Annotated in this window: 16 protein-coding genes; 13 read left to right on the forward strand and 3 right to left on the reverse strand. The window is 42.4% G+C overall.

The window, feature by feature from the left end:
• Window positions 1-118 precede the first annotated feature (118 nt).
• Both EV207_RS19495 and EV207_RS19500 read left to right on the forward strand, forming a co-directional pair.
• Window positions 119-1273, forward strand: a complete 1155-nt coding sequence (locus EV207_RS19495) for a glycerate kinase (RefSeq protein WP_132747831.1) — start codon at window positions 119-121, stop codon at window positions 1271-1273.
• Entirely contained in the window at window positions 1273-2613 is a 1341-nt protein-coding gene (locus EV207_RS19500; RefSeq protein WP_132747832.1) for a GntP family permease, read from the forward strand. The genes EV207_RS19495 and EV207_RS19500 overlap by 1 nt, the downstream gene beginning before the upstream one ends.
• Window positions 2614-2684: 71 nt before the next feature.
• Here EV207_RS19500 and guaC read toward each other — a convergent pair whose 3' ends face one another.
• Together guaC and EV207_RS19510 are read right to left on the reverse strand one after the other, a co-directional pair.
• The gene (guaC, locus tag EV207_RS19505; protein WP_132747833.1) at window positions 2685-3668 is read right to left on the reverse strand and encodes a GMP reductase; all 984 of its coding nucleotides are present in this window, start codon (window positions 3666-3668) and stop codon (window positions 2685-2687) included.
• A 424-nt stretch (window positions 3669-4092) separates the two neighbouring features.
• On the reverse strand, window positions 4093-4557 hold the full coding sequence (locus tag EV207_RS19510; protein WP_132747834.1) for a low molecular weight protein-tyrosine-phosphatase: 465 nt from the start codon (window positions 4555-4557) through the stop codon (window positions 4093-4095).
• A gap of 383 nt (window positions 4558-4940) precedes the next feature.
• On the opposite strand from EV207_RS19510, the gene EV207_RS19515 reads away from it, so the two are divergent.
• From EV207_RS19515 to EV207_RS19540, 6 genes are all read left to right on the forward strand, one after another.
• Complete coding sequence (locus EV207_RS19515; protein ID WP_132747835.1) at window positions 4941-5123, forward strand: hypothetical protein; 183 nt, start codon at window positions 4941-4943, stop codon at window positions 5121-5123.
• 311 nt (window positions 5124-5434) lie between these two features.
• Window positions 5435-6814 (forward strand): sigma-54 interaction domain-containing protein, encoded by a 1380-nt coding sequence (locus EV207_RS19520; RefSeq protein ID WP_243647167.1) that lies wholly within the window; start codon window positions 5435-5437, stop codon window positions 6812-6814.
• A 191-nt stretch (window positions 6815-7005) separates the two neighbouring features.
• Window positions 7006-8304, forward strand: a complete 1299-nt coding sequence (locus EV207_RS19525) for a CitMHS family transporter (RefSeq protein WP_132747837.1) — start codon at window positions 7006-7008, stop codon at window positions 8302-8304.
• A gap of 24 nt (window positions 8305-8328) precedes the next feature.
• Window positions 8329-9663 carry an acyclic terpene utilization AtuA family protein gene (locus tag EV207_RS19530; RefSeq protein ID WP_132747838.1) on the forward strand — a complete coding sequence of 445 codons (1335 nt, stop codon included), beginning with the start codon at window positions 8329-8331 and terminating at the stop codon, window positions 9661-9663.
• A 3-nt stretch (window positions 9664-9666) separates the two neighbouring features.
• The gene (locus EV207_RS19535) at window positions 9667-9966 is read left to right on the forward strand and encodes an AtuA-related protein (protein ID WP_132747839.1); all 300 of its coding nucleotides are present in this window, start codon (window positions 9667-9669) and stop codon (window positions 9964-9966) included.
• 144 nt (window positions 9967-10110) lie between these two features.
• Window positions 10111-10467, forward strand: a complete 357-nt coding sequence (locus tag EV207_RS19540) for a VOC family protein (RefSeq protein ID WP_132747840.1) — start codon at window positions 10111-10113, stop codon at window positions 10465-10467.
• Window positions 10468-10566: 99 nt separating this feature from the next.
• On the opposite strand, the gene EV207_RS19545 is transcribed toward EV207_RS19540, so the two are convergent.
• A complete protein-coding gene (locus EV207_RS19545) occupies window positions 10567-11244 on the reverse strand; it encodes a GntR family transcriptional regulator (RefSeq protein ID WP_132747841.1) in 678 nt (225 codons plus the stop codon).
• Window positions 11245-11396: 152 nt separating this feature from the next.
• On the opposite strand from EV207_RS19545, the gene EV207_RS19550 reads away from it, so the two are divergent.
• From EV207_RS19550 to EV207_RS19570, 5 genes are all read left to right on the forward strand, one after another.
• A complete protein-coding gene (locus EV207_RS19550; protein WP_132747842.1) occupies window positions 11397-12203 on the forward strand; it encodes a substrate-binding periplasmic protein in 807 nt (268 codons plus the stop codon).
• A gap of 45 nt (window positions 12204-12248) precedes the next feature.
• Window positions 12249-13409, forward strand: a complete 1161-nt coding sequence (locus EV207_RS19555) for a saccharopine dehydrogenase family protein (protein ID WP_132747843.1) — start codon at window positions 12249-12251, stop codon at window positions 13407-13409.
• The gene (locus tag EV207_RS19560; RefSeq protein ID WP_132747844.1) at window positions 13406-14062 is read left to right on the forward strand and encodes an amino acid ABC transporter permease; all 657 of its coding nucleotides are present in this window, start codon (window positions 13406-13408) and stop codon (window positions 14060-14062) included. Before EV207_RS19555 ends, EV207_RS19560 begins: the two co-directional genes overlap by 4 nt.
• Before the next feature lie 15 nt (window positions 14063-14077).
• Complete coding sequence (locus tag EV207_RS19565) at window positions 14078-14833, forward strand: amino acid ABC transporter ATP-binding protein (RefSeq protein WP_132747845.1); 756 nt, start codon at window positions 14078-14080, stop codon at window positions 14831-14833.
• 105 nt (window positions 14834-14938) lie between these two features.
• Window positions 14939-15703, forward strand: a complete 765-nt coding sequence (locus EV207_RS19570) for an alpha/beta hydrolase family protein (RefSeq protein WP_132747846.1) — start codon at window positions 14939-14941, stop codon at window positions 15701-15703.
• Window positions 15704-15716 lie beyond the last annotated feature (13 nt).

The raw sequence follows: 15716 nt of genomic DNA on the forward strand, positions 1-15716 counted from the left end.
ATCTCTAGAATTTAGGGGGTGGCAAGTTTTTTGCTTAAAAAGCCCTTTATTATAGGATTTTATAACTTATTTCTATATAAAGTTTTGACAATACGCAACAGAAAAAGGGGAGGACAACATGAAGATTGTTATAGCACCTGACTCTTTTAAGGGGTCTTTAACAGCGCTTGAAGCAGCACAGGCAATCGAAAAAGGTGTCAAAAAGGCAATGCCGGAAGCGAAGACGGTTTTAGTGCCGGTTGCTGATGGCGGTGAAGGAACAGCGGATAGTTTGGTTGCAGCAACAAAAGGCAGGATGGTCGATGTTGTTGTAAAAGGGCCCTTGTTAGAACCTGTAAAAGCCGCTTACGGCATCCTCGGGGATAAAGAAACTTGTGTAATAGAAATGGCAACAGCATCGGGATTAAATCTTATAAGTCTCGAAAGGCGAAATCCGATGGTGACATCAACCTATGGAACGGGGGAATTAATAAAAACAGCATTAGACGATGGTATTCGCAATTTTATTTTGGCGATTGGCGGAAGCGCTACCAACGACGGCGGAATCGGCATGCTTCAGGCCCTGGGCATCAAGCTGCTTTATTCAGATGGAAATCCTGCAGAAGAAGGGGCATGTGACCTTTCTCGTATCGCGGAAATTGATGATAGCGGATTTGATTCAAGAATTGCGGATGCCCAATTTTTAATTGCTACTGATGTTCAAAATCCACTAGTTGGACTAAATGGTGCCTCTTATGTTTTTGGACCGCAAAAAGGGGCAACCCCGGAAATGGTCCGCATTCTTGATCGCCGTTTAACACACTGGGCTGATTTGATTGAAGCAAAAACAGGGATCCGTCTTCATGATAAACCAGGTGCTGGTGCAGCGGGTGGGATTGGCGGAGCCTTTCAAGCGTTTTTCCCCGCAGCCACAAAAAGAGGCATTGATATTGTCATTGAGTATACAAAGCTAAGAGAAAAGCTGAACGGTGCGCACTGTGTCTTCACCGGAGAAGGGCAGACCGATTTTCAAACGGCTTCTGGAAAAACGCCGATGGGTGTAGCCGAGGAGGCAAAGACATGTGGAGTGAGCCCCGTTTTTGTTCTAGCCGGATCGATTGGCAAGGGCATTGACCAGTTATATGAACATGGGATCCAAAGTGTACATAGCATCATTAACGCGCCAATGACATTAGAAGAAGCGATCGCCCGAGGTTCTGAACTGCTCGAGCAAACAGCAGAGCAGGTGATGCGCACCTCTTTGGCGCCGCTTCCAAAAAGGAGGGGAAAATAATGTTGTTTCTCGTTTTGTTAATTGGTGTTTTACTCGTTGTCGTCGCGACTGCTAAATTCAAGTTGCACCCTTTTTTATCGCTATTATTAGGTACATTTTTTGTTGGATTTGCTTCTGGAATGCCGCTCACCAAGATTGTTGAAAATGTGAATTCCGGTTTTGGCGGCATAATGGGAGGGATTGGCCTCGTTATTATTTTTGGCACCATAATTGGCGTCATTCTTGAAAAATCAGGAGCCGCTCTACGGATGGCAGAGGTTGTTCTTCGAATTGTCGGGCCGAAAAGACCACAGCTTGCTATGAGTTTAATAGGCTATATTGTATCCATCCCTGTATTCTGCGATTCTGGTTTTGTTATTTTGTCCAGCTTAAGAAAAGCGTTGGCCAAACGGGCTAAAGTGGCGGTCGCTTCGATGTCTGTGGCTCTTGCAACAGGCTTATATGCCACGCATACGCTTGTGCCGCCAACACCAGGACCGATCGCCGCCGCAGGGAACATTGGCGCGAGTCATTTCTTAGGTACGATCATTTTAATTGGATTTATAACAGCTATTCCTGCTACAGTTGTCGGTTATTTCTGGGCAACTAAGGTAGCGAGCAAAATAGAAGTCGAAGATGACGGAGAAGAATTACATTATGATGACATCGTTGCTTCTTTTGGAAAAATGCCATCTGCGTTTCTTTCCTTTTTGCCGATTGTGCTGCCCATTGTATTGATTGGGATTGGCTCTGTTGTAACTTTTCTCGGAACAGAAGGGAATATTGCTAAATTCTTTGTTTTCTTAGGATCACCTCTTGTAGCTTTATTGGCAGGTGTGATCGCTGCTTTTGCGCTGCTGCCAAAATACAATGATGAGACATTGACGAACTGGATTGGAAAAGGATTAATAGAATCTACCCCAATTCTCTTAATAACAGGTGCTGGCGGTGCGTTTGGGGGAGTGATCAAAAACACGGGCATTGCGGAAGCGATTCAAAGCTGGCCAATAGGTGATATGTTTAGCGGGGCACTATTTTTAATCATTCCATTCCTCATTGCAGCAGCTTTAAAAACAGCACAAGGTTCATCCACTGCAGCGCTGGTTATCACGTCTTCACTTATTGCACCGATGCTGCCAACTCTCGGTATAGAAGGGGCGGTGCCGCTGGCATTAGTTGTTATGGCTATTGGAGCCGGAGCGATGACTGTAAGCCATGTGAATGACAGTTTCTTCTGGGTTGTCACTCAATTTACCGGATTGAAGGTCACAGATGCATACAAAGCCCAGACGATGGCGACTTTATGCCAGGGGGTTGTGACAATTATCGTCGCGATGATTTTGTGGCTGATATTTGTTTAAGGAACTAGAGATAACGGAAAAAATCAGAGGCATTCCGTAAAAAAGGAATGCCCCTGATTAATATTTTTTGCTTAATACACCTTGTCGCCGTTAAAAATTGAATTTTTAACAACGACATAATCGACATTGCGGATTGCTTCTAACGTTTCTCCGCCGGCGTAGGAGATAGAGGATTGCAAGTCTTGCTCCATTTCGATCAACGTTTCTTTTAAAGAGCCTTTGTGTTCGACAAACATTTTCTTGCCTTCTACATTTTTCTTTTCACCTTTTTGAAATTCGGAGGCTGAGCCGAAGTATTCTTTATAGCGCTTGCCATCCTTCTCAACGGTTTCTCCTGGTGATTCTTCATGTCCGGCAAATAAGGAACCGATCATGACCATCGTTGCGCCAAAGCGAACGGATTTGGCGATATCGCCATGTGTGCGAATGCCACCGTCGGCAATAATCGGCTTGCTTGCCGCTTTTGCACACCAGCGCAGCGCAGCCAATTGCCAACCGCCGGTGCCAAATCCAGTCTTGATCTTCGTGATACAAACCTTTCCCGGTCCAATGCCGACTTTTGTCGCATCGGCACCGGCATGTTCTAATTCTCTTACTGCTTCTGGGGTGCCGACATTTCCTGCAATCACAAAACTTTCAGGCAAGTGTTTCTTAATATGCTGAATCATTTTGATCACGCTGTCTGAATGACCGTGAGCAATATCAATCGTAATGTATTCCGGCGCAAGCTGTCCATCTGATAATTGCTGTACGAATTGATACTCTTCATCTTTGACGCCGACACTGATCGATGCGAATAATCCGCGTGATGCCATATCCTTAATAAAAGGAATTCGCTTCTCTGGTGCAAACCGATGCATAATATAGAAGTAGCCATTTTCCGCTAAGTTAATGGCGATTTTTTCATCTATAATCGTCTGCATATTTGCAGGCACTACAGGCAGCTTAAATGTCCGTCCGCCTAAGTTGACCGTTGTATCACACTCAGAGCGGCTGTTTACAACACATTTTGCCGGGATTAATTGGATATCCTCATAATCAAACACATTTTCCATGGTTAACACCTCTAAACACGAATGTTATTTGTAACATAAGTATGTAATGTTCGTACATTTAGTAATTTACATCATTTGTTTTAGTATGTCAAATTATTTGTAATTTATAAAAACCGCGTGCTCTAGGTAAGATGACGTTCCCTTAGACATACTATACCAATATCAGATTGAAAAGTTGCATCAAGTATATCTAACATCTTAATCCTCGAAAACGGAAAGGAAGGCATCACTGTCTTCGGGGGAATCGTTGCTCCGATACTAGCGGCTAATGAGCGCAGCACTTGAACATTCAAACAATATTCGGCTCGAAGCCGGTGTTGTTTTGAAACTTTTGTTCAGTAACTGGATTTTACAATTTTTACAAAATGGGTTCAGGGAAATAAAAACTAATTTTGATCGTCGGATTAAGGTGGATGCCTTGTTGTTATAAGTTTTGTTCACTACGTATTTTCCTGAGTAATGCCTTGCAGCCGGCCGAAACAAGACGGTAGGTTTCATTAAAGTCACCTGTGTAAAATGGATCGGGGACATCTTTTCTGTATTTGGTTAGGTCGAGCAGCCTAATGATCTTTGGATGATTAGGCTTGTTGATTATCCTGTAAATATTTTTTATGTTGCTTTCGTCCATACCGATAATATAATCGAACTTCCAAAAGTCTTCTTTCTTTAGCTGGCGTCCAACAAGCCCCTTAGAAGAGATATTGTATTTCTTCAGAATATTAAGAGTTCCTTCGTGCGGAGGGAAGCCGATTTGCCATGAACTGGTTGCAGCGGAGTCAACTACGATTTTGTTAGTCAAATTTTCTTTTTTGACTAAGTCGCGAAACAAAGCTTCAGCCATCGGTGAACGGCAAATATTACCCAGACATACAAATAAAACGTTGATCATGGTCTTAACCCCTTTTAATTTATCTTATTTTTTTCTATTTTAATGGCCTATTTTGAAATGAATTATGTATTTACAAAATAGTAGATTGGACAGGTGTGTTGTTTCTCCGGCCATGTACTGAGCCTCCTTTCCATTCGTAATTACATAGTATGTACAAAACAGGGATATGGAACGGCGCAGTCTTAATTTTAGAGGTTGTTCCCCAAAAGTTGGTCTACCGGGGGTAGCATCAGGAAAATGCGGCATCACACCATCAAAAGTAAATGACTTTATTTCACCTAACATATGTGAATATAGAATTATAATAATAATTGACATAGAATAGGTGTTCGTGTACTGTTATAGTAAACAATTCAACCTGAGCCGGAAATGGAGAAATGAACATGAGCACCAAACAAGAAGTCATTGAATTAATTAAGAATTTACCCGATGATGTAACGATTGACGATATCATGGAGGGGCTTTATAAGAAAGCCCAGATCGAAGAAGCTATTTACGAAATCGATCAAGGAAAAGGCTCGTCACACGAAAAAGTCAGGGAGCATTTTAACAAGTGGCTAAAATAGTTTGGTCACCAGATTCTATTGTTGATCTTGATAGGATTTCTAAGTTTATTGAACAAGATTCCATTCATTCGCTTCATTAGTTGTCAGCCCCAAACCGCCACATTTTAATCACTTTCTATCAATGGATATTAATTACCCTTTAACCCAATCAAATTTTGGTTAAGACTAAATCATCCCTAATCATGCCCGTTCTTTTAATGATGCAATATAAGCTAATGAATTGGTGTGTTCCAATCCCTTCATATAAGTAGTATGGTTAATTAAATAGGTTCATTTCAATTATGGAATAGTAAAAAGGAGAGATTGACATTTTGTTAGACTGTGATAATAAAAATGTAAATTCCTATACCAACTGGCTGGAAGAAATTATCGGTGCAATTAATGATGGGATATTGGTCATCGATTCACAAGGAATTGTCAGGTTAATAAATGACGAATATACAAATATTACAGGGGTACAAAGGGAAAATATCATAGGGAAGTCTTTAGTTAAAGTAAGGAAAGGTGCTTTATTGCCAAAAACATTGGAGGATGGGAAAAGAAGGTCAGGCGTTTACCGTAAAGAGGGTAATGTTGAGTATGTGGTGGATATGGCACCAATTTATAAACATGGAAGTATGGTTGGGGCCGTTTCCGTTCTCAAAAGTTTGACAGAGGTTCATAAATTGACAAAAGAGCTTGAAAGAAGCAAGGAAAAATTAGTGGCATTTGCGAACACCTTTGGGCATCTTTATCAAGCCAAATATACATTTAATGACATCATCGGAAAAGATGCAGGGTTAAAAAATACAGTCAACCTTGCTCAGAAAGCCGCACGTTCTGATTTAAACATTTTGATTCAAGGTGAAAGCGGGACAGGTAAAGAATTGTTTGCTCACGCGATTCATAGTGAAAGCGCCCGTGCCAAACACCCTTTTGTTCCTGTGAATTGTGCAGCGATTCCGTCCTCCCTCCTTGAGAGCGAACTGTTTGGTTATGTTGAGGGCTCGTTTACAAACTCCAAAAAGGGTGGAAAAATGGGCTTATTTGAATTGGCTCATAATGGCACGCTTTTCCTTGACGAAATTGGCGATTTGCCTTTTGAACTCCAGGCTAAACTCCTTCGTGTATTACAGGACGGGAGGATTCGTAAAGTCGGGAGTTTACAAGAACAAGAAATTGATGTTCAGCTTATCACAGCAACAAATAAAGATTTAAATACAATGGTCGAAAAACAACGCTTTCGAGAGGATCTTTATTATCGATTAAATGGTATAGAAATTATGATCCCGCCCTTAAGGTCCCGAAAAGGGGATATTGCTCTATTTATAAGGCATTCCCTGGAAACGAGTTCTTCACAACCATTACAATTAACGGAACATGCCAGAAAAGTATTAATGGATTATGAATGGCCGGGAAATACACGTGAACTTAACAATGTTGTTCATTTTGCCATGAACATGGCTGAAAAAGGGTGTATTGACTGTTCACACTTGCCCGAAGCCGTGCGGAAAGGGCACCAGTTGATGGAAACGGATCATCTTGGAGCGAGTTTAAAGGACATTCTTAAAAAGACAGAACAAAAGGTTATTCTCCAGACAATAGATACTTACGGCAACACACTTGCAGGGAAGAAAAAAGCTGCTGATCAACTCGGTATTTCTTTAGCTTCACTATATAGCAAATTTAAGGAATATAATGGTTCTAATTAAATGGAATAGTTATAGATATCTAGAATAATGACACCGCTTACAAACTTATGTATTATGTTCGTAAAACTCTAGGTTTTTCTAAAATTTTAGAACTTACATTTTTCGAAGCCTTTAATAAAGGCTTATTTTTTTGGCATCATTCTTGCAATAGGTATAATGAATGTTCAGAAAACTGTGAAGGGGGTTAAATTATGTTGGCCTTATTGGGGTTTTTAGCGATTATAGTGTTCCTTTATACGATTATGACCAAGAAGTTGTCTGTTATTGTTGCGTTAGTTATTATCCCTGTCATATTTGCTCTCATCGGCGGCTTTGGCGCGGAAATAGGCGACATGATGTTAAAGGGCATTATCAAGGTTGCGCCTACAGGCGTTCTGGTTATGTTTGCTGTCTTGTATTTCGGTTTAATGATTGATACCGGATTGTTTGATCCGCTCGTGTCACGAATGATCCGTCTGGTAAAAGGGGATCCATTAAAAATTGTTGTCGGCACAGCAATATTGACAATGATGGTAGCCTTGGACGGCGATGGCACCTCCACATTTATGATCACCATTTCAGCATTGCTTCCGTTGTATAAGAAACTTAAGATGAACCCTCTAGTCTTGTCGGGTGTCGTTGCATTAGGGGCAGGTGTAATGAATGTCATGCCTTGGGGCGGCCCGACAGCCAGAGCAATGAGCGTTCTTAAAGTTGATTCCTCTGTATTGTTTAATCCGGTGATTCCAGCTTTGTGTGCAGGAATATTATGGGTTATTATTGCGGCTTATCTCTTAGGAAAAAAAGAACGGCGTCGCTTGGGTGTGGTCACATTAAAGTACGAGTACAACCATCACGATGAACTTTCCGAAGACCAAGTTTCAGCAAGACGGCCGAAACTTTTCTGGTTCAATGTGATATTAACCATTGTTCTTATCGTTGCTCTCATTATGGTTTGGTTGCCTCTGCCTGTTCTGTTTGTGATTTCCTTTACGGTTGCATTGTTCGTAAACTATCCAAAAATAGAAGAACAGCATAAGCGGTTAACAGCATATGGCCACAATGTTGTGATGGTTACAGCAATGATTTTTGCAGCAGGCATTTTTACTGGGATTTTGACCGGTACGGGAATGATTGATGCCATGGCTAAGGCACTGGTTACATTTATCCCGGACGCATTAGGCGGACATTTGCCTGTGCTTGTCGCGATAACAAGCATGCCTTTAAGTTTTGTTTTTACGCCTGATGCTTACTATTTTGGTGTCATGCCAGTTTTGAGTGAAGCAGCATCTGCTTTTGGCGTAGAGCCTGTTGCAGTGGGCAGGGCGGCGATACTCGGGCAGATGACGACTGGTTTTCCTTTAAGTCCATTAACAGCATCAACCTTTATTTTGGTGGGAATGGCGGGTGTTAACTTAGGTGATCATCAACGGTTCATTTTTAAATGGGCTTTTGCCACAACTATTGTAATGACGATTATCGCTGTCATAACAGGGGCTATACCAATATAAATTGCTTTGAATGGAGAGATAACCATGGTAAGAACTAAGCCAGAAAAGACGTTAAGGATCGGATCAGGAGCGGGGTTTTCAGGTGATCGGTTAGAACCTGCTGAAGTGCTCGTGCAGCATGCTAATTTAGATTATTTGGTTTTGGAGTGTCTTGCAGAACGAACAATAGCATTAGCGCAACAGCGGAAGTCACACAATGGCAATGTTGGGTATGACCCGCTGCTAGAAAGAAGGATGCGCAGGCTTTTGCCGTTGCTTATAAAACATAACGTCCGTTTGATTACAAACATGGGGGCTGCCAATCCAATTGCGGGAGCGGAGAAAATTCTCTGCATAGCGAAAGAATTAAATCTCTCTTGCAAGGTAGCTGCTGTTACCGGAGATGAGTGTCTAGATCAAATTGATCTTAATGCGGAAATTTGGGAAACGAATAAGACACTTGCTTCCTATGAACCTATCATTTCCGCCAATGCTTATCTTGGCATTGATGCCTTATTACCTGCCCTTGAAACGGATGCAAATATTATCATCACGGGACGAGTGGCTGACCCCTCTCTTTTTCTAGCGCCACAAGTTCATCATTTTAACTGGTCGCGAGATGACTATACTAAATTAGGCCAAGGGATTGTTAATGGACACTTGCTTGAGTGTGCTGGTCAGATTAGCGGAGGATATTTTGCTGACCCTGATAAAAAGGATGTTCCAGATCTTGCTCATCTCGGTTTTCCTTACGCTGTGATTGATCCCGATGGCAGGGCGTTAATTACTAAAGTGGAAGGAACGGGAGGGCTGGTTGACCTCAGGACAGTTAAAGAACAATTAATTTATGAGGTGCATAATCCTGCGGAATATTTTACACCAGATGCGATCGCGGACTTTTCGTCCGTACAAGTTCATAAAGTCGGCAAAAATCAAGTTGAGGTGAGCGGCGGCAGCGGGACAACACGGCCTGATTTATTAAAAGTATCCGTTGGCTATCATGCCGGCTTTATAGGCGAAGGGGAAATTTCCTATGCGGGAACCAATGCGGCTGAACGTGCGAAACTCTCGGGCAAAATTTTAAAAGAGAGATTATCAGGATCGGTATCGGATTTGCGCATTGATCTCATTGGGATCTCTTCTGTTCACCGGACACAATTTGAGAGGATAGACCCCTATGAAGTAAGAGTCCGTGCAGCGGGACATTCTGATTCTGAGGAACTTGCCATGCTGATTGGTGAGGAAGTGGAAGCTTTATACACAAACGGTCCGGCAGGCGGCGGGGGTGCCAGGAAAAAAGTCAGTGAATCGATTGGTGTCGTTTCCACCTTTATACCGAGAGATAAGGTGCAGACACAAGTCTATTTAAAGGGAGTGTAAAAGATGAAGTTATATGATATTGCTCACAGCAGGGCAGGGGATAAAGGTGATATATTGAATCTTTCTCTCATTCCCTATAATGAAGAAGATTATGAGATGCTTTGCCAAAAGGTCACGGCGGAATCAGTAAAAGAACACATGCGGGATATTATTCAAGGGAGGGTTATCCGTTATGAACTGGCAAACATAAAGGCGCTCAACTTCGTTTGCTACAAAAGCCTTTTGGGAGGTGTCACCACCTCATTGGCTATGGACACCCATGGAAAAAGTTTAAGCAGTGCATTGTTGGAAATGGAGATTTAGCAATGACCAGACTGCGGTCTTAGGGGCCCATTAATAAGCTAAATTAAAATAATGATTTATTCAAAGCACAAATCCTTGTCAGTGGTGCTAGCGTTAATGTAATCTAATGGGTGAAAGTACCTTAATTGAAGGAAGGGTGAAAGAATGAAAGTTCAACACCTTAATTTAACTGTGACGGATGTCCCGGCGGCTCAGAAGTTTTTAGAAACCTATTTTGGTCTAAAATGCCGGGGCAACCGGGGAGACGGCTTTGCGGTAATGAATGATGAAGATGATTTTATTTTGACATTAATGAAAGGGCGCGAAGTTAGCTACCCGAAAACGTTCCATGTTGGCTTCCCTCAGGAAAATCAAGAGCAGGTGGATAAGATCAATCAACAGATGAAAGAGGATGGATTGGATGTTAACCCGCCAGTTCATGCCCATGGCTATACTTTCTATGTCAAGGCCCCTGGAGGATTTACTGTCGAAGTGCTTTGTCCGTCAAGTAAGATGAACTAATTACCCCGCTTTTCCCGATAAATAAAAATATGAGCATGTTTTAATCCATTTTTTTAAAACATGCTCAATTCTTTTGCTCCATACGATCATCTCTTATCATCATTCCTCTTTAACCCCAAACTCATATTCAGGCATGTTCAGTTTTCCATAAGTCGTTTGATTATGCCGGATTAGAACATTCTCAAGCTTGCCGATCTCTTTTTGTTTGATTAGATCCAGAATTTTTTGGTGTTCTCCGGGGCTGGACGCCGGCCGATCCCAATTTCCGAAAAGCCTGTCATAGAAAATAATATAGATATTCGTTGTATTTATCAGTTTTTCTATAAATTGAATAAGGAACTGATTTTGTGACTTATTGGCAATACAGAGGTGAAAGGCTTTATTTGCTGACAGATAGCCTTCGATATCCTGATCAGCTAAAGCCTTTTTTTCTTTCTCAATCATCCCTTCAAATTCATCAATGTCACTCCCAGTTATATGGGCTATTGCCAGACTTGCAGCTTTACTCTCCAAAAACCCCCTAGCATCATAAGCCTGTTTTATTTCATCTATCGAAGGATTCACAACGAACGTTCCGCGATTTGGAATCATTTCAACCAGGCCATCTAATGCTAACTGCTGATAGGCTTGACGAATAGGAGTGCGGCTAATCTTTAATTGCTTGGCAATAACTTCTTCAATAAGTTGATTTCCAGGGGCAATCCGGCGATTAAGGATCGCCTTTTTTACATTTTCGTAGACTCTTTGCTTAAGAGATTTTTGTTTTTGTGATGACAAGGTGACCGCCTCCCTTAAAAAAGTGGTTATATATGTTATTTACTTATTGTTTATAAAATTATGAATAAAATTGCATGTCATTCATAGAATTGTACTACAAAATTGTTCTACAATCTTCAAGGCAGAAAAAAAGATCATGGGGGTGTTTATGGATGAAACGGGTCGTTGTGTTACTCTTTGCAGCACTTTTGCTTCTCGTTGGGGTGACGGCTTGCGGAAGCAAGAACACAGAATCAGGGGATAAAAGCGAAAAAAGCGGTTTGAGCCAGGTGAAGGATTCAGGTGTCTTGCGTGTCGGGTTCGAAGGGACATATCCTCCGTTTAATTTTTTGAATGATAAAAAGAAATATGACGGATTTGATGTTGATATCTCAAACGAAATTGCACGCCGGTTAGGCGTTAAGACGAAGTTTGTTGCAACGAAATGGGATGGCTTGATCGGCGGACTGAAGGCAAATAAGTTCGATATTATCATTGCGCAAATGACCATTACGGATGAGCGAAAGAAAAGTGTTGATTTCACTGATCCTTACGTTGTGACCGGGTCTGTTTTGGTTACAAGAAAGGATACAAGTGGTCTGACCAAACTAGAGGATATTAAAGGGAAAAAGGTCGGGGTCGGTGCGGGGACCACTTTTGAAAAAGTGGCAAGAAGTGTAGACGGAGCGGATGTTCATACCTATAAAACGGTGAATGATTACATTCAAGATCTTATGAATGGCCGATTAGACGTGATCATCAATGACAAATTGCTGATGAGCTATAACATTCAAAAAAAGCACCTGCCTATTAAAATCAGCAGTGATGTTGTGAATAAAGATACGATCGGAATGGCTGTCAAAAAAGGGCATCCCAAATTTGTAAAGGCGTTAAATAAAGCACTGTCTGATATGAAAAGGGATGGCACATATAACAAGATCTATAAAAAATGGTTTGGCACTGAACCATTAAGCAAATAGCCTAGCCGCTGATGTCTTAACGAAAAATATAGGGAGGGTAACACTATGGATGCCGTTGTATTGGGTACAGGAATGATCGGAACGACAGTTGTTCGTGAGCTTGCATCATGTGCGAATATTAGTAAGGTAACGGCCGTTGATGCTGTTCAGAACAGTGTTAAACATTGCGTTGAAGCTGCTGACAATGCCAAAGTTAAAGGACGCGTTGCGGCTCTTGAAAATGTAGAAGCTATTTCAGAAATATTGAAAGAGGCTGATGTTGCTGTTGCCTGTTTGCCGCACTCATTAAGCTTAATGACCATTAAAGCGGCGGTCTCCGCGAAATGCCATTTAGTTGATTTGGTAGGTTCCGATTATCACACTAAGATGGCGTTGGATGAAGCGGCGAAAGAAGCAGGGGTTGTCATTGTTCCCGGTAGCGGGGTGGCACCGGGGATCACTAACTTTTTGGCCGCTCAAGGCATTGACCTATTGGATGAGGCTGACGAGGCGGTGATGATATGCGGAGGGATTCCGAGAAACCCGTTACCTCCGCTATGGTATCAGGTTGTTTTTCGGTTAGAAAGTGTGATGGGGTTATACAGCAGACCGGCTTTAGCCGTTGAGAAAGGTGAGCTTGTGACACTTCCTGCATTATCCGGATTAGAAAGCGTCCGTTTCCCTGACCCTGTGGGAGATTGTGAGGCTGTCATAACGGATGCGCATAGTGCTGCTTATACGCTTAAGGATAAGGTAAACAGACTGTACGAAAAAACGGTCAGGTATAAGGGGCATTGGGAGAAGATGGGGGTGTTGGCTGAATTGGGTTTCCTAGATGACACGCCAATTGACGTAGACGGGATATCGATAAGTCCAAGGAAATTTTCGACAGCAGTATTAGAACCGCAAATGAAAGGGCAGTCAGGCGAAGATATTACTGTCTTGCGTGTGGTAACCAAAGGTAAAAAAAATGGGGAGCAGACATGGTTCAAGTGGGAAATGGTTGATTTCTTTGATCATGAACGGGGGATTACATCAATGGCCAAAACAACAGCGATGCCGGCGATGGTGATGGCCCAGTGGATTGCGGCAGGAAAGGTTACAGAACGCGGTGTCATTCCGATTGAAAAGATTATTATTGGTGATCACTTCAAGCCGTTTCTCAGTGCATTGCGTGCGCGGGGCATCGATATTACCTTTGAATCAAACAGGGGCGCGGCGCTATGACATTCTCCTTAATAACAGAATCGTTGCCTGCACTGCTGAACGCCACTTTAATGACGATTCTACTCGCCGTCATTTCTGTTGTAATCGCACTTATTATCGGCTTTTTTACCGCGCTGGCCCGCATTTCAAAAAATAAATTGCTAAAAGGAATAGCGTCAGTCTATATTTCTATTTTTCGCGGAACGCCTTTATTAGTGCAAATCTTTGTGATTTATTATGGGCTGCCCCAAATAAACATTGAGATCAGCCCGATCCCCTCCGGCATTATTGCTTTGAGCTTAAATGCCGGAGCCTACCTTTCAGAATCTTTCCGGGCGGCTATATTATCGGTTGACAAAGGCCAATTGGAAGCGGCCGAATCGCTTGGCATGACATATGGTCAAGCATTGCGGCGAATCATCCTGCCGCAAAGCATTCGAATCGCGATCCCGACGATGTCTAATACTTATATTACCTTAATTAAGGATACATCTCTTGTATCGGTTATTACAGTGACAGAACTATTGCAAATGTCTTCACTAATCATTGCTAAAACATTTGAACCGTTAACAATATATTTGGTCGCTGCAGCTATTTATTGGGTGGTGATCACCGGTTTTACTTTATTGCTGGACTGGCTTGAGAAACGATCATCAAGGCACATTATGCAATAATTGGGGGAAGAGAATATGAAGGTCATAAATTTAGAGAATATCACAAAGAGCTTTGCTGACAATCATGTGTTGAAAGGGATTAATCTTGCAGTAGATAAGAGTGAAGTCGTCGTCGTAATGGGGCCGAGCGGCTCGGGGAAATCGACGTTGCTGCGTTGTATCACGTCGCTCGAGGCCCCGAATGATGGGATTGTTACAGTGGGGGATTATAAGGTAGAAGCAGGCGGAGAAAATGAACGAGAGCGAAAAGCAACGATTAGAAAGCTCCGGCAAAACACCGGGTTTGTCTTCCAGCAGTTTAATTTATTTCCTCATAAAACGGCGGTTGAAAATGTGATGGAAGGCCCTGTTGTTATAAAAAAAATGTCACGTGAAAAAGCAAGGCGTTTAGCGGAAAATCTTCTTGAGAAAGTTGGTTTGGCTGACAAATGTCATCATTACCCTGCACAGCTTTCAGGCGGCCAGCAGCAGCGAGTCGCGATTGCCAGAGCCCTTTCAATGGAACCCATGGTGATGCTTTATGATGAGCCGACATCAGCACTGGATCCCGAACTTGTGAGGGAAGTTCTCCTTGTCATGAAGGATTTGGCTAAGGAAGGCATGACAATGGTCGTTGTGACACATGAGATGGGATTTGCTCGGGATGTGGCGGACCGAGTGATATTCATGGATCGCGGTGTCATTGTGGAACAAGGCACAACAGATGCCGTTTTTAATCATCCAAAAGAGGAAAGAACAAAGCAATTTCTGCAAGACGTGAAAAATGCTTGACCGGATTAGGATATTGATTTTAGACTCTTTCCAATGAGGGAAGGGTTTTTTGATTGAAAACAGAATAGATAATATGATGTGCGTTTTAGAAAGGATGATAAAGTTATGGAATACCCGATATCACTTGAATTCGATGGCTTAACATTACGCGGGACCGCCCACCAACCTGAAGAGAGTCAATTTCAAAAGCATCCCGTTGTTATTCTTTTTCATGGCTTTACGGGGTCGAAAACGGAAAGCCACTTTTTGTTTGTCCGTTTCGCCCGGGAACTTGAAAAGCATGGGATGGGATGTGTGCGCTTCGATTTTTCCGGTTCTGGTGAAAGCGAGGGGTCATTTGCGGATTTGACTTTTAGCAGGGAGGTTCATGAAGGCAAGGAAATCCTGCAGATGGTAAAAAAGCTAGACTGGGCAGATCCTTCAAAAATCATGTTGACGGGCTTCAGCATGGGCGGGGCGGTAGCGACCCAAGTGGCGAAAGAGTTTCCTGATGACATACATAAACTATGCTTATGGGCGCCCGCCGGGAGAATGAATCAATTGGCAAAGCTTTATTTTGAAAATAACTTAGAGATGCCGAACGGAAATATTGATTTGGGAGGGCTTGAACTGGGCCGCGGCTTTTATGACGATCTGAATGCCCGTGATTTATATGATGGGATTACAGCCTATGCCAACCCAGTAATGATTATACATGGGACAAAGGATCAAACTGTCCCTCTCGAATATGGCCAAAAATATATTGATGTATATGTGAAGAATGAAGCAAAAATTCATTTGATCGAAGGCGCTGATCATGTTTTCTCGAAGCTGTGCTGGATTGAAGAATTATTTGATCAAAGTGTGAGATTCTTGGCGGGAGAGGGTTAAAGATGGTGACGGC

This window comes from Scopulibacillus darangshiensis (assembly GCF_004341035.1).
In the GTDB taxonomy this organism is placed as follows: Bacteria; Bacillota; Bacilli; order Bacillales; family Sporolactobacillaceae; genus Scopulibacillus; species Scopulibacillus darangshiensis.